General features: G+C 68.0%; 22 protein-coding genes, 1 tRNA gene and 1 pseudogene. 12 read left to right on the top strand and 12 right to left on the bottom strand.

The features are described 5' to 3' along the window. The first annotated feature begins 76 nt into the window (after positions 1-76). The gene (locus BLW02_RS02795) at positions 77-1,489 is read left to right on the top strand and encodes a phospholipase D-like domain-containing protein (RefSeq protein WP_092696909.1); all 1,413 of its coding nucleotides are present in this window, start codon (positions 77-79) and stop codon (positions 1,487-1,489) included. 78 nt (positions 1,490-1,567) lie between these two features. Here BLW02_RS02795 and BLW02_RS02790 read toward each other — a convergent pair whose 3' ends face one another. Beyond that, positions 1,568-2,431 (bottom strand): patatin-like phospholipase family protein, encoded by an 864-nt coding sequence (locus BLW02_RS02790; RefSeq protein ID WP_092696908.1) that lies wholly within the window; start codon positions 2,429-2,431, stop codon positions 1,568-1,570. A gap of 135 nt (positions 2,432-2,566) precedes the next feature. Here BLW02_RS02790 and BLW02_RS20360 point away from each other — a divergent pair. Together BLW02_RS20360 and BLW02_RS20355 are read left to right on the top strand one after the other, a co-directional pair. Further along, positions 2,567-2,803 (top strand): annotated as a pseudogene (locus BLW02_RS20360) (CDGSH iron-sulfur domain-containing protein); the annotation flags it as partial. Positions 2,804-2,866: 63 nt separating this feature from the next. After that, positions 2,867-3,265 carry a CDGSH iron-sulfur domain-containing protein gene (locus BLW02_RS20355; protein ID WP_342029659.1) on the top strand — a complete coding sequence of 133 codons (399 nt, stop codon included), beginning with the start codon at positions 2,867-2,869 and terminating at the stop codon, positions 3,263-3,265. A gap of 95 nt (positions 3,266-3,360) precedes the next feature. Here BLW02_RS20355 and BLW02_RS02780 read toward each other — a convergent pair. The 7 genes from BLW02_RS02780 to BLW02_RS02750 form a co-directional block, all read right to left on the bottom strand. After that, positions 3,361-3,435: transfer RNA gene (locus BLW02_RS02780), tRNA-Arg, on the bottom strand. A 106-nt stretch (positions 3,436-3,541) separates the two neighbouring features. Beyond that, on the bottom strand, positions 3,542-7,708 hold the full coding sequence (locus BLW02_RS02775) for a translocation/assembly module TamB domain-containing protein (RefSeq protein ID WP_092696906.1): 4,167 nt from the start codon (positions 7,706-7,708) through the stop codon (positions 3,542-3,544). Beyond that, the gene (locus tag BLW02_RS02770; protein ID WP_092696905.1) at positions 7,708-9,546 is read right to left on the bottom strand and encodes an autotransporter assembly complex protein TamA; all 1,839 of its coding nucleotides are present in this window, start codon (positions 9,544-9,546) and stop codon (positions 7,708-7,710) included. Before BLW02_RS02770 ends, BLW02_RS02775 begins: the two co-directional genes overlap by 1 nt. Before the next feature lie 4 nt (positions 9,547-9,550). Beyond that, positions 9,551-10,738, bottom strand: coding sequence for a vWA domain-containing protein (locus BLW02_RS02765; RefSeq protein ID WP_092697003.1), 1,188 nt, complete (start codon positions 10,736-10,738; stop codon positions 9,551-9,553). Positions 10,739-10,756: 18 nt separating this feature from the next. Then, positions 10,757-11,359 carry a GNAT family N-acetyltransferase gene (locus BLW02_RS02760; protein WP_092696904.1) on the bottom strand — a complete coding sequence of 201 codons (603 nt, stop codon included), beginning with the start codon at positions 11,357-11,359 and terminating at the stop codon, positions 10,757-10,759. Between the two features lie 2 nt (positions 11,360-11,361). Then, entirely contained in the window at positions 11,362-11,592 is a 231-nt protein-coding gene (locus BLW02_RS02755; RefSeq protein ID WP_092696903.1) for a hypothetical protein, read from the bottom strand. Between the two features lie 39 nt (positions 11,593-11,631). Continuing rightward, positions 11,632-12,486: an AAA family ATPase gene (locus tag BLW02_RS02750; protein WP_026437852.1), complete on the bottom strand. Its 855-nt coding sequence runs from the start codon at positions 12,484-12,486 to the stop codon at positions 11,632-11,634. Positions 12,487-12,590: 104 nt separating this feature from the next. Here BLW02_RS02750 and BLW02_RS02745 point away from each other — a divergent pair, with 104 nt between their 5' ends. Both BLW02_RS02745 and BLW02_RS02740 read left to right on the top strand, forming a co-directional pair. Continuing rightward, positions 12,591-13,253, top strand: a complete 663-nt coding sequence (locus tag BLW02_RS02745) for a c-type cytochrome (RefSeq protein WP_092696902.1) — start codon at positions 12,591-12,593, stop codon at positions 13,251-13,253. A 512-nt stretch (positions 13,254-13,765) separates the two neighbouring features. Next, a complete protein-coding gene (locus BLW02_RS02740) occupies positions 13,766-14,659 on the top strand; it encodes a universal stress protein (RefSeq protein ID WP_092696901.1) in 894 nt (297 codons plus the stop codon). A gap of 17 nt (positions 14,660-14,676) precedes the next feature. Here the strand turns inward: BLW02_RS02740 and BLW02_RS02735 are convergent, their stop codons facing one another. Continuing rightward, on the bottom strand, positions 14,677-15,111 hold the full coding sequence (locus BLW02_RS02735; protein ID WP_092696900.1) for a DUF1841 family protein: 435 nt from the start codon (positions 15,109-15,111) through the stop codon (positions 14,677-14,679). Between the two features lie 175 nt (positions 15,112-15,286). Between BLW02_RS02735 and BLW02_RS02730 the strand changes: the two genes are divergently transcribed. After that, positions 15,287-15,508 (top strand): hypothetical protein, encoded by a 222-nt coding sequence (locus tag BLW02_RS02730; protein WP_208859676.1) that lies wholly within the window; start codon positions 15,287-15,289, stop codon positions 15,506-15,508. Between the two features lie 48 nt (positions 15,509-15,556). On the opposite strand, the gene BLW02_RS02725 is transcribed toward BLW02_RS02730, so the two are convergent. After that, complete coding sequence (locus BLW02_RS02725) at positions 15,557-16,354, bottom strand: IclR family transcriptional regulator domain-containing protein (RefSeq protein WP_092696899.1); 798 nt, start codon at positions 16,352-16,354, stop codon at positions 15,557-15,559. 92 nt (positions 16,355-16,446) lie between these two features. On the opposite strand from BLW02_RS02725, the gene BLW02_RS02720 reads away from it, so the two are divergent. The 6 genes from BLW02_RS02720 (at position 16,447) to BLW02_RS02695 (ending at position 21,841) form a co-directional block, all read left to right on the top strand. Then, positions 16,447-17,148, top strand: coding sequence for a 3-oxoacid CoA-transferase subunit A (locus tag BLW02_RS02720; RefSeq protein ID WP_092696898.1), 702 nt, complete (start codon positions 16,447-16,449; stop codon positions 17,146-17,148). A 29-nt stretch (positions 17,149-17,177) separates the two neighbouring features. Further along, complete coding sequence (locus BLW02_RS02715; RefSeq protein ID WP_092696897.1) at positions 17,178-17,822, top strand: 3-oxoacid CoA-transferase subunit B; 645 nt, start codon at positions 17,178-17,180, stop codon at positions 17,820-17,822. Between the two features lie 29 nt (positions 17,823-17,851). Then, positions 17,852-19,054 (top strand): 3-oxoadipyl-CoA thiolase, encoded by a 1,203-nt coding sequence (gene pcaF / locus BLW02_RS02710; protein WP_092696896.1) that lies wholly within the window; start codon positions 17,852-17,854, stop codon positions 19,052-19,054. Positions 19,055-19,064: 10 nt separating this feature from the next. Beyond that, positions 19,065-19,859: a 3-oxoadipate enol-lactonase gene (gene pcaD, locus BLW02_RS02705; protein ID WP_425285637.1), complete on the top strand. Its 795-nt coding sequence runs from the start codon at positions 19,065-19,067 to the stop codon at positions 19,857-19,859. Positions 19,860-19,893: 34 nt separating this feature from the next. After that, positions 19,894-20,634, top strand: a complete 741-nt coding sequence (locus tag BLW02_RS02700; protein WP_092696894.1) for an SDR family oxidoreductase — start codon at positions 19,894-19,896, stop codon at positions 20,632-20,634. A 196-nt stretch (positions 20,635-20,830) separates the two neighbouring features. Continuing rightward, positions 20,831-21,841: a Bug family tripartite tricarboxylate transporter substrate binding protein gene (locus BLW02_RS02695; protein ID WP_092696893.1), complete on the top strand. Its 1,011-nt coding sequence runs from the start codon at positions 20,831-20,833 to the stop codon at positions 21,839-21,841. Between the two features lie 100 nt (positions 21,842-21,941). On the opposite strand, the gene BLW02_RS02690 is transcribed toward BLW02_RS02695, so the two are convergent. Both BLW02_RS02690 and kefC read right to left on the bottom strand, forming a co-directional pair. Further along, complete coding sequence (locus BLW02_RS02690; protein ID WP_092696892.1) at positions 21,942-22,583, bottom strand: trimeric intracellular cation channel family protein; 642 nt, start codon at positions 22,581-22,583, stop codon at positions 21,942-21,944. A gap of 75 nt (positions 22,584-22,658) precedes the next feature. Continuing rightward, positions 22,659-24,530, bottom strand: coding sequence for a glutathione-regulated potassium-efflux system protein KefC (gene kefC / locus BLW02_RS02685; RefSeq protein ID WP_092696891.1), 1,872 nt, complete (start codon positions 24,528-24,530; stop codon positions 22,659-22,661). Between the last annotated feature and the right edge of the window lie 185 nt (positions 24,531-24,715).

Raw genomic sequence — 24,715 nt, 5'->3', positions numbered from 1 at the left:
CGCGCAGCGTCGCAAGGGGCCACTGGCTGCGTTTCGCCTGCGTTGCCACATGGGCCCGCGGGCTCCTGGGTGTTGCATGACCGGCCTGGTGCTGCTGTCGGGTCTGGGGCACGCCATCGTGGTGGCTGCGGGCCTGCTGGTGTATGTGATGCTGACCCGCATCGACCACCAGCGGCGCCATCCTTCGGCGGCGCTGGCGTGGGTGGTGGGCATCGTGGCTTTTCCCTATGTGGCGCTGCCCCTGTTCCTGCTGGTGGGTTCGCGCAAGTTTGCGCGGCCCTTGCGCCTGCCCCATCGGCCTGGCGATGGGGCGGTGGCCGGCCCTGCGGCGACGGGTGAGGGCCCGGCCTGGGCCACGCGCCTGCTGGCGGGCATGGACCTGGCGCCCGCCGTGCGCAATGCCCGTGTCCACTTCCACGAAGATGGCCCCGAGGCGCTGCAAGCCCTGCTGGCGCTCATCGATTCCGCCCAGCACAGCCTGGATGTGTGCACCTTTGTCTTCGGCCACGATGCGGTGGGCGCGCGCGTGGCCCAGGCCCTGACGCGGTGCGCCCAGCGCGGCGTGGCCACGCGGCTGCTGCTGGATGCCGTGGGCAGCTGGCGCACCCCGGCCGCCATGCTGCGCCAGCTCAGCCGCCAGGGCGTGCAGGTGCGCCGCTTCATGCCCATGCTGCACAACCCCATGCGCGGGCGCACCAACTTGCGCAACCACCGCAAGATGGCTGTGGCCGACGGGGCACGCCTGTGGAGCGGTGGGCGCAACCTGGCCAGCGAATACTTTGTGGACCGCCCGGACAGGCCCGCCTGGCTGGACCTGAGCTTCGATGTCGAAGGCCCGCTGGCCGCGCTGGCCCAGGCGCAGTTCCGGGCCGACTGGCGCGCGGCCACGGGCCGCGTGCGCTTTACCCGCCACCTGCCGCCTCCGCGCCATGCGCTGGTCGGCCCGCCCGGCGGTGCGCTGGCCCAGTGGGTGCCCAGCGGCCCCGACCAGCCCGACGACACTGCCTATGCCCTGCTGCTCACGGCGGCCTACCACGCGCAGCGGCGCATCGTGGCGATCACCCCGTATTTCGTGCCCGACGAGGCCTTGCTCGACGCCTGGTGCATTGCCTGCCGGCGCGGGGTGCAGGTGCACCTGATCGTGCCCGCCCGCTCCAACCACCGCCTGGCCGATTGGGCCCGCGAACGCGCCCTGCGCCAGCTGGCCGCCGCGGGCGCGCAGGTGTGGCTGGCCCCCGGCATGGTGCATGCCAAGGCGGTGCTCATCGACGACAGCATGGCGCTCACCGGTTCGCTGAACCTGGATGCGCGCAGCCTGTTCCTCAACTACGAAAGCATGACGGCCTTTTACGAGCGTGCGCAGGTGCAATGGCTGTCTGACTGGTGCGCCCGCCAGATCGCCACGGCCCAGCCGCACCATGCGCGCCAGCCGTCGTGGCTGCGCGACATCGCCGAGGGCGTGGTGCGGGCGGTGGGATTTCAGCTGTAGAAACTCCTGAAAGAAGAGCAGCCGGCGCTGGGTGGGAAAGCAGTAGGTGGCGAAATGCCCTGGATTTCTCTTGATCGCTCAATGCCCGTGCGCCAGCAATGCAGGCGCGAACTGCGAACGTTGCAGCCCACCGGTTTCCAGCCAGCGCCGGGTCTGCGCGGTGGCGCGTTCGATCAATGTGGCGGCCTGGGAAAAATCGTAGGGCGAGGCCGACAACGGGCACAGCGGTGGCACGACGATGATCTCTGCCTGCGTGTGGTACTGCTCGAATTCGTCGGCCAGCTGGTGTGCAATGACCAGGGTGACGGCATGCAAGGCATTGGCGATGGCGCTGCGCGGCGGCGTCTGGAGCGCGCAGGCAAAGCCCGTGGGCAGCACGATCACGCGCCGCGCGCCCAGTCCGACGGCCACGCTGATCGGCGTATTGCTGGCAATTGCGCCGTCGATAAGAAACTGCCCCTCGATGCGCACCGCGGGGAATACGGCGGGGATCGCACTGCTGGCCAGTACGGCTGCGACAGCCGGGCCGCGCGAAAGCGCTACCGTTCCACCGCCTAGCTGGTCGGTGGCGACCACATGCACCGGCACGCGCGCCTGCTCCAGCAACCGAAAAGGCAGGCATTGTTCGAGCAGGCCGCTCAGCCCCGACGGATCGACCGCGAACCCGCCGCTGCCGGTGCGGGCCAGCAGATTGCGCCACGCGATCGGAAACACCATGCTGCGGCGCAGCCCGCACCAGATGGCGGCCAGTCGCTGCAGGCCGGCCCCATCGGGCGCTCCGGCAAAGTAGGCGCCATTGATCGCGCCGACCGACGAGCCCACCACCAGATCGGGCCTCAGCCCATGCGCGACGAGCGCGTGCAGCATGCCGACCTGGATCGCGCCGAAGCTGCCGCCGCCGGCAAGCACCCAGGCAGTCGTGGGGGTGGATGAATCAGCCATGGCGACCTCCAGGATGGCGTCGGCCCGGCCCGTAACAGGGGCACGACTTGTGCTGGCGCCGCGAATGGCTACAGTAGCAGCACGGCGCCGATCCGTCATCCTCTGCCGGACGCACATGCCACAAGGAGGCCACCGATGGATTCCGAAAAACCCGCGGGCGCGCAGGTGCGCATCACCAGCAATGGTCCCTATCTCGTCGCGGGCAAGCTGCCGTTGCGCAAGCAGACCATAGGCACTAATACCGAAGGCGAGTCGGTCGAATGGGTCGCGGCGGTGCCCTACCCCGAACAGATGCAATACGCGCTGTGCCGCTGCGGGCACAGCGGCAACAAGCCGTTTTGCGACGGCAGCCATGCCAGGGTGGGCTTCGACGGCACGGAAACCGCCAGCCGCCGCCCCTATCTGGAACAGGCCCAGCGCATACCAGGCCCGGCCATGTCGCTGACCGATGTCGAGGCGCTGTGTGCATCGGCCCGCTTTTGTGATCCCCATGGCAAGGTATGGCACCTGGTCCGCGAATCACAGGTCCCGGCAGCGCGCGCGCATTTTGCGCGCCAGTGCGGTGATTGCCCCTCGGGGCGCCTTGTGGCCTGGGCCAATGCCACCGGCCAGCCGGTGGAGCCGCAGTACGCGCCTTCGGTGGTGTTGATCGAGGACCCGGCCATGGCTTGCTCGGGGCCCATAGGGCTGCGTGGCGGCGTTCAGCTGATCGGCGCTGACGGTTTTGAATACGAGGTGCGCAACCGCATGACGCTTTGCCGCTGCGGTGCGTCCAGGAACAAACCATTTTGCGACGGCAGCCATGTCAGCACCGGCTTCAGCGACGAGCGCTGAATGTGCGGGCGAGGTCGCGGCAGGTGGGGGAATGCCCGCAAGCCAGAGCACACGCGGATTCTGGATGTTTTGGGATGCCGTGTGAGGCGATCCGCTGGTCCCCTCAGCAGGAATCGAACCTGCATCTAGCGCTTAGGAGGCACTCGTTCTATCCATTGAACTATGAGGAGCAAGCAGGCGCGGATTGTACGCGTTCCGGTGCTTCTGTATTGATAGCTGGTAGCGCTTTTCGCAAGGGCGTCAAGAGCGTATTTGGCTTGTAAAGCGGCGCCCGGATCAGTCGTAACGCACGGTGTAGATGATGTCCACCGCGCTTTTTTCGCCCGTCTGGCCGCGCAGGGTGAGGCGGCGCGAGAGGTCGTAGAAGATGTACAGCGTGCCCAGCGTGCCCGACAGGCTGCGCTCGTAGGTCACGTACATGTCCTTGGACAGGCGCTTGCCGAAGGTCAGCGCGGCGCTGGCGGCGTCTTCGCCGGCGCCGGAGCCCTTGAAACCGATCTCGTCCAGCCCCAGGCGGCTGGCCACCTGGGCGGTGGGGTTGCCGCTACCTCCGCCGCGGCCCAGCAGGGCGAGGGCCGCCTGCTGCAGCACGGCGGCCTCGGCACCGCCGTTGGCCGCGTCGCGGCCCAGCACCACCCAGGAGAGCTTTTCGGCGTCGGGCAGTTCGGGGTCGGAATACAGCCGCACGCGTGGCGCCAGGGCCGTGCCGGTGACCTGCACCCCGGCGCGCACGCTGATGTTGGGGCGCAGCGCCAGGATGTCGAGCGCGGGGTTGTTGTAGGGGCCGTTGAAGCGGATCAGGCCCGTCTCCACGTCCAGCATCTGGCCCCAGGCGCGGTAGCGGCCTGCGTCGGTGCGCACCTCGCCGGTCACGCGGGGCGGGGCGCCGGGCACGGTGCTGCTGCGGATGTCCAGCTCGCCGGTGAGGCGGGTGGTGATGCCCTGGCCCTGCAGTGCGAAGTCGCGGCCCAGGTTGAGGGTGATGGCCACGGCGGGCGGCCGGGTGGTTTCGGCCTGCGCCGCTTTCTGGTGGGCGCGGCCGGCTGCCTGGGCCTTGGCCTGGGCTTCGCGGTCTTTCGCGGCCGAGCGCACCACCACGTCCGAGCCCAGGCGGGGCGCCGATTCGTCGGGCAGGATGACGGTCGCGCGGTCGGTGGTGAGCTTGCCGCGCAGGCTGAACTGGCCTTGCTGCAACTGCGCCTGCACCTGGCCTGACACGCTGACCTGGCGGTCGGCGCGCACCAGCACCTGCAGCGCGCGGGCCTCGGCGGTGATGTCCATGGCCATGCCCGACAGGCCTGCGCCGGGCTCACCCCAGGTAAGGCGGCCCGAGCCGGTGAGGGTGCCGCCGTCTTGCGGCGCGGGCGTGCGGTTGCCGCTGAAACCCGCAATGCGCGCGTTGCTGCCGCGCCCGCCCTGCAGGCGCAATTCGGTCAGCTCCAGCTGGTTGCCCCGCAGCGTGGCGCGCAACTGGCCGTTTTGCAGATCCACCCCATCGACGACGGAGCGCACGGCCAGGCCATCGGCGCCCAGCGTGCCAGCCCAGTGGGGGGCGTTGCGCGTGCCCGACAGGGTGGCGTTGGCATCCAGGGTGCCGCGCACGCGCCAGCCTGGCGGGGCCAGGGCCGACCACACGCCCACGTCGGGCAGTCGGGCGCGCACGCTGGCGGCCAGCGGTGCGTCGGGCGCCCAGGTGGCATCCGCCAGTGACTCGCCCAGGGTGAGGCGGGTGCTGGCGCTGGCGTCGATCTCGCCGGCGCGCTCGCTGGCCCAGAGCAGGCGTGCGCGCAGGGCCTGGTCCTCGGCCTCCAGCGTCAGCTCGGCCTGGTACACGCCAGCGCGGTTGCCGGGCGGGGGGGCGGTGATGGCAGTGGGGCTGCCCGCGCCGGTACCCTGGCCGCTGCTTTGCAGCACCGTGACCGGGGTGGCTTCGCCCGTGAGGATGTGCAGGTCGCCGCTGGTGCGCCGCAGGCTGGCCTGGGCGCGCAGGGCGGCGCCGGCATCCACCTTCCACTGGCCTTCCAGCAGCATGTCGCCGCCCAGGCCCAGGCGGGCCAGCAGCGGCTGCACCGGCTGGCCGGCCACGGCCGGCGCGCCTTCCAGCCCGAGGGCATCCAGCCAGGCAAAGGGCAGGCCCTGCAGGCGGCCCTGGCTTTGCAGGCGCATTGCCGTGCCGGGCCCCGATTGGTAGCGCAGGGGCTGCCATTGCAGCGCCACGCTGCCGGGCAGCGGGCCGGTGAGGCGGGCCTGACCGGCCGCCGCCTGCAGCACCACCCCGCCGGGTGCACTGGTGGCAGGGCCGACCTGCGCCGAAATGGCCAGGGGCTCGGCAAGCGCCAGGGTCCAGGGGCCGGGGCGTTGGGTGTCTTGCACCTGGACCCGCAGCGTGTTCACCTGCACCTTCCACAGCGCAGCGGATGCCAGCCCGCCCGCCACGCGGGTGTGCAGCGTGGTCTGCAGCGGGCCCGTGCGCAGCTGGCCGTCCAGTGCCAGCGTGGCCTGCACCAGCGAGCCCGACAGCTGCGCCTGCAGCGATTGCACCTGCACGGAGGTGGGCACTGCGGTGGTGCCGTCGCCTGGCGGCAGGGTCAGGTCGAATTGCGGGGCCGACAGCGTGGCCTGGAGCGTGAACGGGGCCTTGTCCGCCGGCGGCGCCTTGCGCTCCCGGGCGGCCTGCAGTTGCTCTGCCAGGCTTTGCCAGCCGCCCGTCCAGCGGCCGGCCAGTTGCGCCTGGCCCTTGAGCGCAACGCCTGGCAGCGCGGCGGCCAGGCCCGGCAACTGGGCCAGCCAGCGCTGGGTGCGGTCGGCGTCGGTCCACTGCAGCTGCAGCTCGCCGGCGCCGGTGCGGGGTGCGAGAGCCCCCTGGGCGTGGGCGCTGGCGCCGGGCACCGTGAGCTGCATTTGCCCTTGCACGGCGATGGCGCCCAGCGCCACCTGCAACCCGGTGGCTTGCAGCCGCGCCTGCATGGCATCGACCAGCAGGCGATCCAGCCGCACGGTGCCGCCGCCTTCCTGTGCCTGCCATTGCCCCCTGGCCTGCAGGGTGTTGATGCGCAGCGCAGGGCCACGCGGCGCGCGGGCCTGGCCGGCCCCGATGTCGGCCGTGAAGGCCACGCTGCCGTTGCCCTGGGTTTGCGCCACCACGCTGCCGGACAGGTGCGCGGCGGCCAGTGCCGAGTGCAGTGCCTCGGGGGGCAGTTGGCGCAGCTGGGCTTGAGCGTCGATGGCGCCGGTGGCGGGCGTGTAGTGGCCCTGCAGGGTGGCCGTGCCCTGGCCCACGCTGGCCGTGGCGCCGGGAACACTCCAGCGTGTGCCATCCCAGGTGGCGCTGGCCGCGAGGGCGGTGAGCGGCAGGCGTGATTGGTCCCACGGGCCTGCCAGTGCATTCTGGATCTGCGCCTGCACGGCCCAGCCCGGCGCTGCCGTGGGGCCGGCCTGCAGCGTGCCGTGCAGCAGCGTGGCGGGGGCCTGGGGCCACAGCGTGGCCAGGTTGACGGCACGCAGCGCGGCTTGCACTTGCTGCACGGGCTGGGGCACCCACGGGGCCAGGGTGGCCTGCAGGTCGGCCTGCATGGCTTCGGGCGTGGCGGCTTCGGCGGACTGCGGGGTCTGGGCGGTCTGCGCGACAGGGCGCAAACGGGCCTCCAGCTGCAATTGCGCCGCCGCGCCGGACAGCGTGCCCTGGAGCGTGGCGTGGGCCTGCACCTGCACGCTGGTGCCGCTGCCGGGTACGGCTTGGTGCAGATTGCCGTCCACCGTGGCGTCGAGCGCCATGGGGGCCTGGGCGTCCAGGGTGGCGCGGGCGATGTAGCGGCCCTGGGCCAGCGCTACATCGCTGATCGACAGATGGTGCTGGTGCCCGTCAAAGCGGTAGTCGCCCACCAGCGCTGTTGTTTCGACGGCCGGTGTGCCAGCCCACTGCAGGCGATCGATGCGAAAGGGCAGGCCGATCTGCAGCGGCAGCACCAGTGTGTCGAGCGGGGTCGGGGATTCAGCGCTCGGCGGGCCCAGCGGGGTGATCGCCAGGCGGGCGGCATGCACCTCGCCCAGTTCCAGGCGCCGCTGCAGCAAGGGCGCCAGCTGCCAGCCCACACGGGCATCGCTGACTTCCACGCGCAGCGTGGGGCTGCTCCAGCGCAGCCAGCCAATGCGGCCACCGCTGCGCAGCGAGCCGCTCACCTCGCGGCTTTCCAGCGTCTGGCCGGCAGGCAGGTACAGGGCTGCGCGTGCCAGCAGGGTCGCCAGGGAACTGTCGCGGCCCGACCACCACCAGGCCAGCGTGCCGGCTGCCAGCACCAGGGCGCACAGGCACACCAGCAGCCAGCCCGTGAGGCGCAGTGCCTGGTGCGTCCGCAGGCCACGCGCGGGCGCAGTGGAGGGCGTGGCACCGCCCGCCGAAAAGTCTGCCGGGGGTGCGCGCCGGGCTGGTGGCTTGTGGCGCATCAGAAGCTGAACCCCAGGCGCAGATGCAGCCGCAGCTGTTTTGCCTGCACGCCATAGGCCAGGTCGGCCTGCAGCGGGCCCACTGGGCTGCGCCAGCGCACACCGGCGCCCACGCCAACGCGGGGGGCCATGTCGCCCACGCGGTCGGCCACGGCGCCGGCATCGACGAACAGCGCGCTCTCCCAGTCGGTCAGGGCGCCGTTGTAAACAATGGGGCGTTGCCATTCGGCGCTGGCCAGGGCCAGGTAGCGGCCGCCAAAGAGCTGGTTGTTTTCGGTGCGGGCGCCGATGGCGCGGTAGCCATAGCCGCGCACGGTGGTGTCGCCGCCGGTCAGGAAAAGCTGGGTCACCGGGATTTGCGCGGCCTGGCGTGCCAGCACGGCCCCGGCTTCGGCCCGCAGGGCAACGCGGGCATTGCGTGCGCCGCCGGTTTCGGCCTGCACGCGGCCTGCCGCCAGGAACGCTTGCCAGCGCAGCAGCGCGCGCACAAACGGGTCGCGCTCGGGGGTGAAGGTGGTGCCTGCTCCCAGTTCCACCGCCAGCCCGTGCCCGCGCGTGGGCGCCACGGTGCTGTTGAAATAGCGGCCCGTCCAGCCGTAGTTCAGGGTCAGCGCCGTGGCCGAGGACGGAGCGTTCAGGCCCTGGCTGTTGGCGTAGTCGTATTGCAGAAAATAGTTGCGGTCGATGCGCGTGCTGCTTTTGCTGCGGCCGGTGCGCAGGCGCGCGCTGTTGACCTCGTAGTCGCCCGTGGTTTCGCGCTGCCCCTGGGCCGAGGCAAACCAGCGCCAGCCGTTCTCGTCGGGCAGATCGGTCCACTCGGTGCCTGCCAGCTTGGTCTTGCGGTCCAGCGACAGCTTGCTGACCGCACGCCAGCCCACGCCGGGCAGCTGGTTGTGGATGTGGTCCATCGAAAGGCGCGGGCCGCTGTCGGTGGACAGGCCGGCGCCAAACACCAGCTTTTGCAGCCGCGCCTCGCGCACCTGCGCCACCACGGGGGCTGATTGCGGGTCGGTGCCTTCGGTGTCGAGGGTGAGGAACACTGCGTCGTAATAACCGCTGCTGGCCAGGCGCAACTGCGTGTCCATCAGCGCGGCCTCGTCATAGAAAGCGCCGGTGGGCAGGCGGGCCAGGCGCCGTGCGCCATCGGGGTCGTAGCGTTCGCTGCCCTCAACCACCAGCGGGCCGAAGCGGTAGGCCGGGCCGGTGTCGTAGGTCACGCTCAGCGCCGCCTGGTGGGTGTCGGCATCCACCTCGGCCCGGCTTTGTGCAATGCGGGCCGTGGGGTAGCGCCGCACCTGCAGCTGGCGCAGGCCGTCGGTCTTGGCGCTGTCCCAGGCCGACTGGGTGAAGGGCTCGCCGGGCTGGAGCGACCAGTTGCGCTGCAACCTCTCTTGCCGGCGTGCGCGGTTGTCGGTGTCTTCGTCGGTGCGCTCGGCCACGGTGATGCGGGTGCTGGCAATGCGGGTCTGCGGGCCGGGCTCTACCGTTACCGCCACGGCGTGCAAGGCGGCGCTGCTGGCCGGGGTGTCGGTCATCACCACCGTGATGGTGGGCGCAAAGTAGCCCAGCGTGCCCAGCAGTTCGCGCGCGTTGGCGTCGGCGGCGGCCAGCAGGCGCTGCAGCTCCAGATGGCGCTCCAGGGTCTCGCGCACACCATCGGGTGCGTTCACTTCGAGCGTGAAGGCAGACAAGGCGGAGCTGTCAGTGACCGGAATGGCGGCAGCATCTGCGGCGGCATCTGGTTCGCCCCGGGGCAGGAGACTGCAGCCTTGCAGGCACACCACGCAGAAAAACAGCAACGCCGGCCATCGGGCCGGCGTTGGAGGCGCAATGGGCATGTGCTTATTTTGACAGCAGCCGCATGGTTTCTTCCAGCCCCTTGAGTGACAAAGGGTACATGCGGTTGCCGATGAGCTGCTGGATGATGCTGATGCTCTGGCGGTACTGCCACACACCCTGGGGTTCGGGGTTGATCCAGGCAAACTTGGGGAAAGCGTGCGTGAGGCGCTGGATCCACTCGGCGCCGGCTTCCTCGTTGTTGTATTCCACGCTGCCGCCGGGCTGCAGGATCTCGTAGGGGCTCATGGTCGCGTCGCCCACGAAGATCAGCTTGTAGTCCTTGTTGTACTTGCGGATGATGTCCCAGGTCGGGAATTTTTCGGCAAACCTGCGGCGGTTGTTCTTCCACATGAAGTCGTACACGCAGTTGTGGAAGTAATAGAACTCCAGGTGCTTGAACTCGGTCTTCACGGCACTGAACAGTTCTTCCACGCGCTGGATATGTTCGTCCATGGTGCCGCCCACGTCCATGAGCAGCAGCACCTTCACGTTGTTATGGCGCTCGGGCACCATCTTGATGTCCAGGTATCCGGCGTTGGCTGCCGTGCTGCGGATGGTGTCGGGCAGGTCCAGCTCCAGCTCATGCCCCTCGCGCGCGAACTTGCGCAGGCGGCGCAGGGCCACCTTGATGTTGCGCGTACCCAGTTCCTGCTGGTCGTCGTAGTCCTTGTAGGCGCGCTGCTCCCATACCTTCACGGCGCTCTTGTTCTTGCCAGCACCGCCAATCCGGATGCCCTGGGGGTTGTAGCCGCCGTGGCCAAAGGGCGAGGTGCCACCCGTGCCGATCCATTTGCTGCCGCCCTCGTGGCGCTCTTTCTGTTCTTCGAGGCGCTTCTTGAGCGTCTCCATGAGTTCGTCCCAGCCCATCTTTTCGATGGCGGCCTTTTGCTCGGGCGTGAGTTCGTTCTCCAGGATCTTGCGCAGCCAATCGGCGGGGATCTCCTTGGTGAAGTCGGCCACCATTTCGACGCCCTTGAAGTAGGCGCCGAACGCCCGGTCGAACTTGTCGTAGTGCTTCTCGTCCTTGACCAGCGTGAGGCGCGAGAGGTTGTAGAAGTCGTCCAGGCTCCACGCATCGTCCGACTTGGGGCCCACCACGCCGGCCTGCAGGGCTTCGAGCAGGGTGAGGTATTCCTTGACCGAAACCGGCAGCTTGGCAGCGCGCAGGGTGTAGAAGAAGTCGATCAGCATGATTCTGGCCTCCGGCACTTACCGGGTAAGCGCATGACGCTCTAAAAGATATAGCAACTGTGCCCGGGCCTCGGGCCACTCGCCCGCGCGCATGCTGTACATCACCGTGTCGCGGATGGTGCCGTCGCGGCGCAGCGCGTGGCCGCGCAGCACGCCATCCTTTCTGGCGCCCAGGCGCTCGATGGCGCGTTGCGAGGCAAAGTTGTAGTTGTCGGTGCGCCAGCCCACCACATGGCAGCCCAGCGTGTCGAAGGCGTGGCCCATCATGAGCAGTTTGCAGGTGGTGTTGACATGGGTGCGCTGCACGCTTTGGCAGTACCAAGTCCAGCCGATCTCCACGCGGCGCACCGCAGGCACGATGTCGTGGTAGCTGGTGGAGCCCAGGACCTTGCCCGTGGCGTCTTCGACCACGGCAAAGGCAAAACGGTTGCCCTGCTCGCGCATGGCGAGCGCGCTTTCGATGTAGGCGCGCGTGCCCTCGGGCTCGGGCACCGAGGTGATGCGCAGCTTCCACAGCTCGCCATCGGCCGCCGCAGCGGCCAGGCCCGCTGCGTGGACGAGTGCCAGCGGCTCCAGGCGCACGCCACGGTCGCGCAGGATGACGGGTTCCACCAGCGCCATGGTCACTGCTCCGATTTCGTGCGGCGGCTGGCGCGCCAGCGCCGCGCCGCATGCAGGCCCAGGCCCCCGCCCAGGCCCACCAGCGCGATGCCCGCCAGGCTGGCGGTGCCGTAGCCTGCGGCAAAGATGTCGAAACCCAGCCACCGGCCCAGCCAGAAGCCTGCCAGCGCGCCGCCGACAAAGCCCACGGCGTCGGATGCGCCTTCCATCAGCAGTCGTTTGGTGTCAGTCATGCAATAAATTGAGTAGGGGGTGGCTGTGGTGCGCGAAGCTCATCGGTTTCGCTGGTTCATGAACACCAGCTTCTCGAACAGGCTCACGTCCTGCTCGTTCTTGAGCAGCGCGCCCACCAGCGGGGGCACAGCCACCTTGTTGTCGGCGCTTTGCAGCGCCGACAGCGGTATGTCTTCGGCCACCAGCAGCTTGAGCCAGTCGAGCAGCTCGCTGGTGGAGGGTTTCTTTTTCAGGCCCGGCAGATTGCGCACGTCGTAGAACGTCTTCATCGCCACGCCGAGCAACTCGCTCTTGAGCGTGGGGAAGTGCACGTTGACGATCTGGCGCATCGTGTCGGCTTCGGGGAACTTGATGAAGTGGAAGAAGCAGCGGCGCAAAAACGCGTCGGGCAGCTCCTTTTCGTTGTTGGAGGTGATGAACACCAGCGGGCGGTGCTTGGCCTTGATGAGCTCGCGCGTTTCGTAGCAGTAGAACTCCATGCGGTCGATTTCGCGCAGCAGGTCGTTCGGAAACTCGATGTCGGCCTTGTCGATCTCGTCGATCAGCAGCGCCACGGGCCGGTCGGCCGTGAAGGCCTGCCAGAGCACGCCCTGCACGATGTAGTTGCGGATGTTCTTCACGCGCTCGGCGCTGTCGCCATCATTGAGCTGGCTGTCGCGCAGGCGGCTCACGGCGTCGTATTCATACAGGCCCTGCTGCGCCTTGGTGGTGGACTTGATGTGCCACTGCAGCAGCGGCATGTCGAGCGCCTGGGCCACCTCCTCGGCCAGCATGGTCTTGCCGGTGCCGGGCTCGCCCTTGATGAGCAGGGGGCGCTGCAGCGTGATGGCGGCGTTCACCGCGAGCATCAGGTCCTGGGTGGCGACGTAGTTCTGGGAGCCTTGAAATTTCATGAACGAAACACCGGAATGTTGATGGATGGGCTTGACAAGCGCTGGCTATAATCGCCGACTGATCAGAGCCCCGAGCTGAACCTTCACACGATTGTGCGCGCAAAATGAACAAGACGTTGACCACGATATTCGCCCTGGCTGTCGCTTCCGTGACGGCGATTGCCCAAGCCCAGGAAACCAAAGGCGATGTCGAAGCCGGCAAGCAGAAAATTGCGATGTGTATCGGGTGCCACGGCATTCCGGGTTACCAGTCCAGCTTTCCCGAAGTGCACAAGGTGCCCATGATCTCGGGCCAGAGCGGCAAGTACATTGCTGCCGCGCTCACCGCCTACAAGAAGGGCGAGCGCAAGCACCCCACCATGCGCGGCATTGCCGATTCGCTGACCGAGCAGGACATTGCCGATGTGTCGGCCTACTATGAGCAGCACGGCAAGACCGGCGCCGAAGTGGCCGCCAAGCCAGGCCGCGAACCCAGCGTGCAAGTGGCCGAGCTGCTGAAAAAGGGCGCCTGCGTGTCCTGCCACGGCGACAACTTCGCCAAGCCCATCGACCCGTCCTATCCCAAGATCGCGGGCCAGCATGCCGACTATCTGTTTGTGGCGCTCAAGTCGTACAAGGTGGAAAAGAACGCCCATGTGGGCCGTGGCAACGCCATCATGGGCGGCATCGCCAAGCAGTTCACCAACGCCGAACTGAAGGCGCTGGCAAGCTATGTGGGTTCGCTGGATGGCGACCTGCACACCGTGCCGCAATCGCGCTTCCGTTGAGCTGAGCACCTCAGGGTCTGGCTCCGCCGACCCACGCCATTCGCCAAGAGCCCGCAGCCAGCGGGCTCTTTTGTTTCTGCCGGCAGGCAGGGTGCCGGCAATCGCAGCTGCCGGTTTATCTGGCACGCTGCGCAGGGGCTTGGTTGCCCATTGGGGGTCTCGTTGGTAAAGTGACCCTATGCATATTCTGGTTTTTCCCGCCTGTGTCCGTGCCGCCGAGTCGTCCAAGACGGCTGCGCTGCCCGCACGCGCCGTGCAAAGGACGGGTGTTCAGAAACCAGCTTCGCCGGCCGCAGATTCCTAGGCCCGGCGGTTTCTTCTTCCCAAGAGCGTCATCGAACCACCGCCGGGCAGTGTTGCCGGACCAGCGCGCGCGCATGTCGTGCTGCCGCGATGGAGCTTCCGGCTTCCCTCCGCTCACGTTCCGTGGCTTTTCGTGGCGTGGGCGCATGGATGGCGCAACCCAGCGCGGCGCCCTGCGCCGGCCGTTCGTACGCTTACCGGGAAGTTTCATGCACCTCCGATCCATTGTCGCCCTCACCGATTTTTCTGCCGCCGCCGAGCAGGCGATGGACCGTGCCGCCATGGTCGCAGCCAGCCACCATGCGCGCTTGCGCATCCTCTACGGCACCGACATGCCCGACCCCAAGTTCACCGATCCGCACGCGCGGCTGGAGCAGCGGGCGCGCCAACTGGCCCGGCGCCATGGCATTGCCGTCGTTGCAGGAGGGCGGGGCACCGGCGACGTGGTGATCGATGCGCTGGCCGCAGCGGCGGGCGCTGACTTGCTGGTGATGGACCGGCGTGCGCATTGCAGCTGGATGCACCTGCTGCGGAGCTCGCCATGGGTGCGGGTGCTGCGCGGCAGCCGCTGTCCGGTGCTGATCGTGCAGAACACGCCCAAGGGTGCCTACCAGCATGTGCTGGTTGCGGTGGATTTCTCCGAGGCCGCAGGGGCGTTGGTGCGGTATGCCGGGGGGGTGCAAGCCGAGGCGCGGCTGGAGCTCTACCACGCCATTGACCGCCGCGACGAGGCCAGGCTGCGCAGCGCCGAGGCATCGATGCAAGCCATTCAGAGCTATCGCGCAGAAGTGCGGGAGCACGCACGCCGCAAGATGCTGCCGCTGGCCACCGCTTTTGACACCCGCCGCAACCGGGTCGCCACGGTCATCGGGGCTGGCGATCCTGCGTGCCAGCTGGCGGTGCAGCACCAGGCTTCTGGTGCCGATCTGATTGCCGTCGGCCATACACGCCGCTGGGCAGCCTTTGCGTGGTTGATGGGCAGCGTTGCGGTGCGGCTGGTGGGCGGCGTGCAATGCGATGTCCTGGTGTTTCCCCGCGACTATGCGCTGCAGCAAGGGCGCATGGCGGCGCCCAGGCGCGCGGTTTCCGGTGTGTCTGCCTGACGCCTTCGCTGGCGCGCTCAGTCCCGTGTGGCGCGGCGCTGCACGCAGGCGATGTAGGCATCGCCGTCCGGCGGGCGGCCTGCGCGCTGGCTCTCCCACAGCATCTGGCCCAGGCAGTCCATGGTGGCGTGGTGGGCGTCGTGCAGGGAGTCCAGCCGTGCCGTGAGCAGCTCGACCGCCTGGCGGATGCCGCGCGGCTGGTCGATGCTGCACTGCTCGCTGATCGACAGGTGCATCGACAGGTGCAGGAAAGGGTTGGTCTGCTCTGGTGTTTCGTCGTAGTTGCGCGCCGCGGCGGCGTCGGCATCGGCCAGCTCGGCGTGGTATTCGGGGTGCTCGGCGATCCACAGGCTGGCCAGGGTTTCGATGGCCTCCATGGGCTGGCCGCTCAGGGTCTTGGCGTGCACCGCGCAGAGGAAGCGGCGCACGTCGGCTTGGGACGGGTTGAACATGGCGCTGAGCGTAGCACGCAGATACGCCGGCAGCAGCAGGGCACCGGCGCGCGCCCTTGCGGTGGCGTCCTACACGCGCCGCTGCTGCGCGGGCCTACAGTGGCCGGGCACAGGCGGGGAAACCGGGGGCAATGCCGTGCCTTTGTCCAACAGCCCCGGATGTGGGAGATAGGCCATGAATGCACTGCGCCTGACCGGAGTGGTCCTGATCGTGCTGGGGCTGGCCGGCTTTTTTACCGGCGGTTTCAGCTTTACCAAAGAGACCACCCAGGCCAAGCTCGGCCCGCTGGAACTGACCGTGAAGGACAAAGAGACGGTGAACGTGCCCCAGTGGCTGAGCCTGGGCGCGATTGCGCTGGGCGCGGTGGTGCTGGTGCTGGGCTTTCGCAAGCCTTGAGCGGGCGTTCTGCGGGCCTGTCTCGTGCTCCCGCTGCACGCAGGGCGGTCAGCCGTGCTGGGTGCCCAGCATGCGCGAGATGGACTGCGCGGCCCGCAGCAGGGCGGGCAGCATGGTGGCCTGCATGACCTCGGCACTGGAGCGGTTGGCCTGGCCGCTGATATTGAGGGCGGCCACGGTCTGGCCCGCGCGGTTGGTCAGCGGTGCGGCAATCGAAATCAACCCTTCTTCGAGTTCCTGATTGATCAGGCACCAGCCCTGCGTGCGTGCCTGGCGGATGCGCTCCAGCAGGGTGGGCATGTCCATCACGGTGTGCTGGGTGAAGCGCTGCGGGATCAGGCCCTGCAGCCGCGCCTGCAATGCGTCGTCGGGCAGGCCGGCCAGCAGCACCCGCCCCATCGATGTCCAGGCGGCAGGCAGGCGCGAACCCACGCCCAGGTTGGTGCGCATGATCTTGTGGGTGGGCAGTCGCAGCACATAGACGATGTCGAGGCCGTCGAGCACGGCCGCCGAGCACGACTCGCGTACCTGCTCCACCAGTTCTTCCATCACCGGCTCGGCCAGGTCCCAGATGGGCATGGACGACAGGTAGGCAAACCCGAGATCGAGGATGCGCGGGGTGAGGCGAAACAGCCGGCCATCGCTTTCCACATAACCCAGCGTCTGCAGCGTGAGCAGGATGCGCCGGGCGCCCGCGCGGGTCAGCCCGGTCTGTGCGGCCACCTCGCTCAGGGTCTGCTGCGGCGCGCTAGCGCTGAACGAGCGGATCACTTCCAGTCCGCGCGCGAAGGACTGCACGTAGCTGTCGCCTGGTCTGGGGCTGGCAGGAGGGGTATTGGTGTTCATGGAGTGCCCGGCATATAATTCTTTATGCGAACATTTGTTCATTATAAGAACAAATGCGGGCGATTTTTTTGCTACTTCCCGGAAGACTTTCCATGATCAACAAGATAGCGGACTCGGTGGCGCAAGCCCTCTCGGGTGTGAAGGACGGGGCCACCGTGCTGATTGGCGGCTTTGGCACGGCGGGCATTCCCGACGAGCTGATCGAGGGGCTGATTGCCCATGGCGCACGCGACCTGACCATCGTCAACAACAACGCCGGCAACGCCGAACAGGGCGTGGCGGCGCTGCTCAAGGCGGGCCAGGTGCGCAAGGTCATCTGCAGCTTTCCGCGCCAGGCCGACAGCTATGTGTTCGATGGCCTCTACCGCAGCGGCAAGCTCGAACTGGAGCTGGTGCCGCAGGGCAACCTGGCTGAGCGCATTCGCGCCGCCGGTGCTGGCATTGGTGCATTTTTCTGCCCCACGGCCTATGGCACGGAATTGGCCAAGGGCAAGGAAACCCGCGAAATCAACGGCAAGCACTACGTGCTGGAGTACCCCATTTACGGCGACGTGGCCCTGATCAAGGCCGAAAGAGGCGACCGCTGGGGCAACCTCACCTACCGCATGTCGGCACGCAACTTCGGCCCGGTGATGGCCACCGCCGCCAAGACCACGATCGCCACGGTGCACGAGGTGGTGGAGCTGGGCGCGCTCGACCCCGAAGCCATCGTCACGCCGGGCATCTATGTGAGCCACGTCGTGAAGATCGCCCGCGTTGCCACGCAGGCCGGTGGTTTCAAGAAATCTGCATGAATCAGGCCTCTGGCGCAAAAGGAGCGAGCGTGAGCAGCTATCAAAAACGTAGTAAAGAAGAGTTGGCCCAACGGGTGGCGCAAGACATCCACGACGGCGCCTATGTCAACCTGGGCATCGGCCAGCCGACCCTGGTGGCCAACCACATCCCCGAGGGCCGCGAGGTCATCCTGCAAAGCGAGAACGGTATCCTGGGCATGGGCCCGGCGCCGGCAGCGGGCAGTGAAGACTACGACCTCATCAACGCCGGCAAGCAGCCCGTCACCCTGCTGTCGGGCGGAGCGTTCTTCCACCATGCCGACAGCTTTGCCATGATGCGCGGCGGCCACCTCGACATCTGTGTGCTGGGCGCCTTCCAGGTGTCAGCCACGGGCGACCTGGCCAATTGGAGCACGGGCGAGCCCGGCGCCATTCCCGCCGTGGGCGGCGCCATGGACCTGGCCATCGGCGCCAAGCAGACCTGGGTCATGATGGACCTGCTCACCAAGCAGGGCGCCAGCAAGATCGTCGAGCGCTGCACCTACCCGCTCACCGGCATCGGCTGCGTCAAGCGCATCTATTCCGACCTGGCCACGCTGGCCTGCACGCCGCAGGGGCTCCAGCTCATCGACAAGGTCGAGGGGCTGGAACACGCCGAACTCGAACGCCTGGTCGGTCTGCCCATCCAGGCCTGAATCTTCCCTCCACACCACCGAACACACCCATGACCCAAGCCTTCATCTGTGACGCCATCCGCACCCCCTTTGGCCGCTACGGCGGCGCGCTGTCGAGCGTGCGCACCGACGACCTCGGCGCCATCCCCCTCAAGGCGCTGATGGAGCGCAACCCCGACGTGGACTGGGCCGCCGTGACCGATGTGCTCTATGGCAACGCCAACCAGGCCGGCGAGGACAACCGCAACGTCGCCCGCATGTCCAGCCTGCTGGCGGGCCTGCCCATTGAGGTGCCGGGCGCCACCATCAACCGCCTGTGCGGTTCGGGCCTGGATGCCGTGGGCACGGCCGCGCGCGCCATCAAGTCGGGCGAAGCCGGCCTGATGATTGCAGGTGGCGTGGAAAGCATGAGCCGCGCCCCGTTCGTGATGCCCAAGGCCGAGACCGCCTTCAGCCGCAACAACGCGGTGTATGACACCACGATCGGCTGGCGCTTCGTCAACAAGCTGATGAAGGCGCAGTACGGCGTGGATTCCATGCCCGAAACCGCCGAGAACGTGGCCACCGACTTCGGCATCGAGCGCGAGGCGCAGGACCGCATGGCGCTGCGCAGCCAGCTCAACGCCGTGGCTGCCATCCAGGCCGGCCACCTGGCGCGCGAGATCGTGTCCGTGACCATTCCCCAGAAGAAGGGCGACGCCATCGTCGTCAGCCAGGACGAGCACCCGCGCGAGACCAGCCTGGAAGCGCTGGCCAGGCTCAAGGGTGTGGTGCGGCCTGACGGCACCGTCACCGCCGGCAACGCATCGGGTGTGAACGACGGTGCCTGCGCGCTGCTGCTGGCCGATGAAGCCAATGCCGCCAAGTATGGCCTCAAGCCCCGCGCCCGCGTGGTGGGCATGGCCACGGCCGGCGTGGCGCCGCGCATCATGGGCTTCGGCCCCACGCCCGCCACGCAGAAGGTGCTGGCCCAGACCGGCCTGACCATCGACCACATGGACGTCATCGAGCTCAACGAAGCCTTTGCCGCCCAGGGCCTGGCCGTGCTGCGCGCCCTCGGCCTGAAGGACGAAGACGCCCGCGTGAACGCCTGGGGCGGCGCCATTGCGCTGGGCCACCCGCTGGGTGCCAGCGGCGCCCGCCTGGTGACCACCGCCGTGAACCGCCTGCACGAGCACGGCGGCAAATACGCGCTGTGCACCATGTGCATTGGCGTGGGGCAGGGCATTGCCGTCATCCTCGAGCGGGTCTGAAGCCATGTCGATGCAAACCATTGACACTGCGGCTGGCCGCTTTCGCGTTGCCCTGGACGGCCCGGCCGATGCACCCGTGCTGGTGTTTTCCAACTCGCTGGGCACCACGCTGGAGATGTGGGATGCACAGGCACAGCGCTTTGCCCAGACGCACCGCGTGCTGCGCTATGACACGCGCGGCCACGGTGGCAGCGTGGTATCGCCCGGCCCCTACAGCTTCGACCAGCTCGGCGGCGATGTGGTGGCGCTGCTGGATGCGCTGGGCATTGCCAAGGCCAGCTTTTGTGGCATCTCCATGGGCGGCCTCACCGGCCTGTGGCTGGGCGTGCATGCAGGCGAGCGCCTGAGCCATCTGGTGGTGTGCAACAGCGCCGCCAAGATTGGCACGGCCGAAGGCTGGCAAACCCGCGCCGCGCTGGTGCGCGACCAGGGCAAGGCGGCCATGGCCGAGCTGGCCGCCTCGTCGCCCGGCCGCTGGTTCACCGAGCCCTTCATCGCGGCCCAGCCCGCGCTGGTGGCCCGTGCGCAAGGCTGGATTGCCGGCATCGCGCCCGAGGGCTACGCCGCCTGCTGCGAAGCCCTGGCGCAGGCCGATCTGCGGGGTGCCATCAGCGCCATCCGCGTGCCCACCCTGCTGATTGCCGGCGCCAGCGACCCGGTCACCACCGTGGCCGACGCCCAGGCCATGCAGCGCGCCATCGCCGGCGCGCACCTGGCTGAGCTGCCTGCCTCGCACCTGTCCAACCTGGAAGCTCCCGCCGCGTTCGCAGATGCGCTGGCGGCCTTTCTGGCCACGGGGGCCTGAGCCACCCGCGCGCGCGCAACGTACCGGAACCCGCATGAGCTACCCCCACACCAGCCCCGCAGGCGCGCCTGAGCGCGTGCTGATCACCGGTGGCGCCGCCGGCATCGGCGCCGCCATTGCCGAGCGCTGCCGCGCCGAAGGCTACCTGCCGGTTGTCATCGACCGCATGGTGGATGGCGTGCACGGCGGCTTGCGCGCCGACCTGTCGGATGCGGCAGACACCGCGCGGGCCTTGCAAGAGGCACTGGCCGGCGGCCCCATCACCCGCCTGGTCAACAACGTGGGCGTGGTGGTGCCAGCCGATGCCGAGCACCAGACCATGGCCGAGTTCGACCTGGCCGTGTCGCTGAACCTGCGCTGCGCCTTCCAGTGCATGCAGGCACTGCTGCCGGGCATGAAAGCGGCCGGCTTCGGGCGCATCGTCAACATGTCCTCGCGCGCTGCGCTGGGCAAGGAGCTGCGCACCGCCTACGCCGCCACCAAGGCCGGCCTGATCGGCATGACCCGCGTGTGGGCGCTGGAGCTGGGCCAGCATGGCATCACGGCCAACGCCATCGGTCCCGGCCCCATCCGCACCGAACTGTTCGATCGCGCCAATCCGCCCGACGCACCGCGCACCCGCGCCATCGTCGAATCCGTGCCCGTCAGGCGCATCGGCACGCCCGACGATGTGGCCCATGCCGCCAGCTACCTGCTGGACGCGCGCAGCGGCTTCGTCACGGGGCAGGTCCTGTACGTCTGCGGTGGCATGACCGTCGGCGTGGCAGGGGTCTGACCGCATGGCAGCGCCTGCTGTCGAAGAACACCATGGGCTGCACCCTGGTGAACCCGTTCCTGGTGGACGCGATCTGCATCGCGGCCATCCTGATCCGGCCCCATCTGTGAGGCCTTGACCCTGCCTGTTGCGCCGGGGCGCGCACACGCCCTTTGCAGCAGGCCCCATTCTCCCGAGCAAGACAGAGGAAATCACCATGACCCATTCCACCCGCCGCACCTTCCTGGCCGGCCGCCGCCAGGCCCTGGCTGTCCTGGCCAGCCTGGCCGCCGGCACGGCCGCCCTGCCGGGCGCCGCCCTGGCACAGGCCTACCCCACCAAGCCCATCTCTATCGTTGTGCCTTTCTCGGCCGGCGGCACGACCGACATCCTGGCACGACTGGTGGGTCAATACCTTTCGACTGAGCTGGGCCAGCCAGTGGTGGTGGAAAACAAGGCCGGTGCAGGTGGCAACATCGGCGGACAATATGCTGCCAAGGCCGCAGCCGATGGCTACACCCTGTTCATGGGCACCGTGGGCACGCACGCCATCAACGCCAGCCTGTACAAGAAGATGCCCTTTGATCCCATCAAGGACTTCGCACCGCTGACGCGCGTGGCCAATGTGCCCAACCTGCTGGTGGTCAACCCCAAGCAACCGTTCAAGACGGTGCCCGAAATGATCGCCTATGCCAAGGCCAACCCCGGCAAGATCAACTTCGGCTCCCCCGGAAACGGCGCTTCGCCACACCTCTCGGGTGAGCTGTTCAAGTCGTTGGCCAAGGTGGATCTCACGCACATCCCCTACAAGGGCAGCGCACCGGCTGTGACCGATCTGCTGGGTAACCAGATCGCCATCATGTTTGACAACATGCCATCGGTGATCCCTCATGTGCGTTCGGGCAAGCTGCGCGCCATTGCCATCACCACTTCCAAGCGCTCGGCGGAGTTGCCCGATGTACCGACCATCGCCGAAGCCGGTGTGCCAGGCTATGAGGCCATGTCGTGGTTTGGCATGTTTGCGCCAGCCGCCACGCCCAAGCCGGTGCTGGACAAGCTCACCGGCGCGCTGGCCAAGGTGCTGGCCAACCCCGAGGTGAAGAAAAAGATTGCTGACCAGGGTGGCGAGCCCGTCAATGAGACCCCGGCCCAGTTTGCCACCTTCATCAAGTCGGAATCGGCGAAGTGGGGCAAGGTGGTCAAGGAGTCGGGCGCAAGTCTGGACTGACCGCAACCCGGTTGCTTTGAAATGGATAGCTGCTGGCGCACATGCATGGTGCGCCAGCAGCTATTCTTGTTTCAAAACGCCTGGCGCACGCGCCGCGCGCTCATACCCGCCACGCCGGCAGCTGCCAGTTGCGCCACAGCGCCAGCCCGCGCAGCCCGGCCGTCACCAGCACGCAGGCCAAGAGCGCGGCCCATTCGGGCGCCTGGAACTGGCGCAGCACCACATCGACCCAGCCGCCGGCAAAGGCGCACAGCGCATAGGGGCGGTGGTCGCTGAAGGCCTGGGGCACCTTGTTGCACAGCACGTCACGCAGCACGCCGCCGAACACCCCGGTGATCAGGCCCATCATGACGGCAATGAGCGGCGGCATGCCCAACGCCATGGCCGCATCCACACCGATGGCAGCAAACAGGCCCAGGCCAATCGCGTCGGGCAGCAGCATGGCGCGCTCGGTGGGCTGGAAGTGGCGCTGGCGCATGAACAGCATGGTGCCCACGCACAGTGCCAGGATGCCCCAGACATAGCCCGTGTGGCGCACCCAGAAGAAGGGCCGCTGGTCCAGCAGCAGGTCGCGCAGCGTGCCGCCGCCAAAGGCGGCCACGAAGGCCACCACGCACACCCCTACCGCATCCATGCGCTGGCGCGCGGCGGCGATCATGCCCGACAGCGCAAAAGCGACGGTGGCCGCGACTTCCAGCACAAAGCGCAGGGTGTGTATCCACGGGGTTTCTGGCAGGTCCATGGGGGGATGGTGCGGTGGCGGTTCTGAATGAATTAGCTATTGAATATATAGCTGTCGGCGCTTTTTTCTAAAGCGTCAGAGGCCATCCTGGCTTGACTCCCGTGGCAAGCCCTCGGGGGCGGGGCCTTTGGCCGGGGCGGCATCGGGCGTGCGGTGCTCCTGGCGCTCCTTGGCCATCTGATCGGCCAGCTGGCTGCGCCCTTCGCGGGCCACGGCGATGTATTTGGTGCGGTCCTTGTGGTGGGGGTACATGCGGTCGACCAGGGCGATGTTGTGGGTGCGAAAGCGCTGGGTGATGGCCGTGGCCTCTGCGGGCGGCAGGCCCATCAGCTCCAGCACCGTGTGGGCGCTTTGCAGGCTCGACTCGAACAGCTCGCGCTGCACCAGCGTCACGCCTGCGTCGCGCAGATTGTTCCAATGGGTGATGTCGCGTGCGCGGGCCACGATTTGAAGGTGTGGGAAGTGCCCGCGTGCCAGCTTGGCGATCTTGAGGGATTGCTCGGGGTCGTCCACCGCCACCACCAGGATGCGTGCGTGCTCGGCGCCGGCAATGCGCAGCAAATCAAGGCGTGTGGCGTCGCCATAGAACACGCGGTAGCCAAAGGTGCGTGCCACTTCCAGCATCTCCACGCTGTGGTCCAGCACGGTGGTGGGAATGCCCTGGGCCAGCAGCACGCGCGAGACGATCTGCCCGTAGCGGCCAAAGCCCGCGATGATGATGGGCGCTTCCTGCGGTTCGGAGATTTCCTCTGCCGCCGGGGCCTTGACATGTGCATGGCGGCGCAGCAGCGCGCGGTCCAGCAGCACCAGCAGCAGCGGGCTGATCAACATCGACAGCGCCACGGCGCCAATGAGCAGCGAGGCGGTTTCGGCCGCGAAGACCTTGGCACCCGCAGCGGCCTGGAACACCACGAACGCAAACTCGCCGCCCTGCGCCAGCAGCAGCGTGAACACCGGGCGCTCCTGGTAGGGAATGTTGACGAGCTTGGCCAGCGTGTAGATGACGATGGCCTTGGCCGCCAGAAAGCCGGCCAGGATGGCCGCCATGAGCCCGGGTGAGCGCAGGATCACGCCGAAGTCGATGCCCATGCCCACGGCGATGAAGAACAGCCCCAGCAGCAGGCCCTTGAAGGGCTTGATGTCGGCCTCCAGCTCGCGCCGGTATTCGCTGTCGGCCAGCAGCACGCCCGCCAGAAATGCGCCCAGCGCCATCGACAAGCCCACCAGCACCATCAGGTAGGCCATGCCCACCACCAGCAGCAGCGCGGCGGCGGTGAAGATCTCGGGCGTCTTGCTCTTGGCGATCCAGCGCAGCACGGGGCGCAGCAGCAGGCGCCCGCCGAGGATGATGGCGCCGATCACGCCGACGATCTTGAGGGCCTCCAGCGCCAGATCGCCGGGAGAGTGTGTGGCGCCGGCAGCCCCGGCCGCGCCCAGCAGCGGCAGCAGGGCCAGGATGGGGATGGCCGCCACGTCCTGGAACAGCAGGATGGAAAACCCTGCCTGCCCTCCGGGTGTGCGCAACAGGTTGCGTTCGGCCAGCGACTGCAGCGCAATCGCCGTGGACGACAGCGCCAGGCCCAAGGCGCCCACCAGGCTCACGCGCCAGGGCAGGCCGGCCAGCGCACCCAGCGCAAACAGCAAGGCCGCACAGCCCAGCACCTGCGCGCTGCCCATGCCAAAGATGGGGCGGCGCAGCGCCCACAGCCGGCTGGGTTGCAGCTCCAGACCCACCAGAAAGAGCATCAGCACCACGCCGAACTCGGCAAAGTGCAGGATGTCCTGCACATTGCTGACCAGCGCCAGGCCCCAGGGGCCGATGGCGATGCCCGCCGCCAGGTAGCCAATGATGGTGCCCAGCCCGAGCGCCTTGGCGATGGGAACGGCCAGCACCGCAGCGCCCAGGTACAGAAAGCCGTAGGTGAGCCAGGTGGGTGCGTGTTCCATGGGGTGTGTGCGGTGGCGGCCTGTCAGCGCAGAGTCTGGCACTGATTCTGGCACCTGTGTTGATTGCTATTTTTATAGTAGCTTGTAGCGCTTGTGGGGTAAGCTTTGGTGGGTATTTTCGTTCATATCCATGGGGCCGTGCAGCCGGTTGCTAAGATGCTTGCCATTCTTGTGTAGGGCTTCTT

The sequence above is a fragment of the Acidovorax soli genome (assembly GCF_900107605.1).
In the GTDB taxonomy this organism is placed as follows: domain Bacteria; phylum Pseudomonadota; class Gammaproteobacteria; order Burkholderiales; family Burkholderiaceae_C; genus Acidovorax; species Acidovorax soli.
This window is presented reverse-complemented; position numbering and strand designations above follow the sequence as displayed.

Coding starts and splice junctions, on each gene's coding strand:
- BLW02_RS02795 (WP_092696909.1), top strand. CDS start 77: ATGACCGGCCTGGTGCTGCTGTCGGGTCTGGGGCACGCCATCGTGGTG.
- BLW02_RS02790 (WP_092696908.1), bottom strand. CDS start 2,431: ATGGCTGATTCATCCACCCCCACGACTGCCTGGGTGCTTGCCGGCGGC.
- BLW02_RS20355 (WP_342029659.1), top strand. CDS start 2,867: ATGTCGCTGACCGATGTCGAGGCGCTGTGTGCATCGGCCCGCTTTTGT.
- BLW02_RS02775 (WP_092696906.1), bottom strand. CDS start 7,708: ATGCGCCACAAGCCACCAGCCCGGCGCGCACCCCCGGCAGACTTTTCG.
- BLW02_RS02770 (WP_092696905.1), bottom strand. CDS start 9,546: ATGCCCATTGCGCCTCCAACGCCGGCCCGATGGCCGGCGTTGCTGTTT.
- BLW02_RS02765 (WP_092697003.1), bottom strand. CDS start 10,738: ATGCTGATCGACTTCTTCTACACCCTGCGCGCTGCCAAGCTGCCGGTT.
- BLW02_RS02760 (WP_092696904.1), bottom strand. CDS start 11,359: ATGGCGCTGGTGGAACCCGTCATCCTGCGCGACCGTGGCGTGCGCCTG.
- BLW02_RS02755 (WP_092696903.1), bottom strand. CDS start 11,592: ATGACTGACACCAAACGACTGCTGATGGAAGGCGCATCCGACGCCGTG.
- BLW02_RS02750 (WP_026437852.1), bottom strand. CDS start 12,486: ATGAAATTTCAAGGCTCCCAGAACTACGTCGCCACCCAGGACCTGATG.
- BLW02_RS02745 (WP_092696902.1), top strand. CDS start 12,591: ATGAACAAGACGTTGACCACGATATTCGCCCTGGCTGTCGCTTCCGTG.
- BLW02_RS02740 (WP_092696901.1), top strand. CDS start 13,766: ATGCACCTCCGATCCATTGTCGCCCTCACCGATTTTTCTGCCGCCGCC.
- BLW02_RS02735 (WP_092696900.1), bottom strand. CDS start 15,111: ATGTTCAACCCGTCCCAAGCCGACGTGCGCCGCTTCCTCTGCGCGGTG.
- BLW02_RS02730 (WP_208859676.1), top strand. CDS start 15,287: ATGAATGCACTGCGCCTGACCGGAGTGGTCCTGATCGTGCTGGGGCTG.
- BLW02_RS02725 (WP_092696899.1), bottom strand. CDS start 16,354: ATGAACACCAATACCCCTCCTGCCAGCCCCAGACCAGGCGACAGCTAC.
- BLW02_RS02720 (WP_092696898.1), top strand. CDS start 16,447: ATGATCAACAAGATAGCGGACTCGGTGGCGCAAGCCCTCTCGGGTGTG.
- pcaF (WP_092696896.1), top strand. CDS start 17,852: ATGACCCAAGCCTTCATCTGTGACGCCATCCGCACCCCCTTTGGCCGC.
- pcaD (WP_425285637.1), top strand. CDS start 19,065: ATGCAAACCATTGACACTGCGGCTGGCCGCTTTCGCGTTGCCCTGGAC.
- BLW02_RS02700 (WP_092696894.1), top strand. CDS start 19,894: ATGAGCTACCCCCACACCAGCCCCGCAGGCGCGCCTGAGCGCGTGCTG.
- BLW02_RS02695 (WP_092696893.1), top strand. CDS start 20,831: ATGACCCATTCCACCCGCCGCACCTTCCTGGCCGGCCGCCGCCAGGCC.
- BLW02_RS02690 (WP_092696892.1), bottom strand. CDS start 22,583: ATGGACCTGCCAGAAACCCCGTGGATACACACCCTGCGCTTTGTGCTG.
- kefC (WP_092696891.1), bottom strand. CDS start 24,530: ATGGAACACGCACCCACCTGGCTCACCTACGGCTTTCTGTACCTGGGC.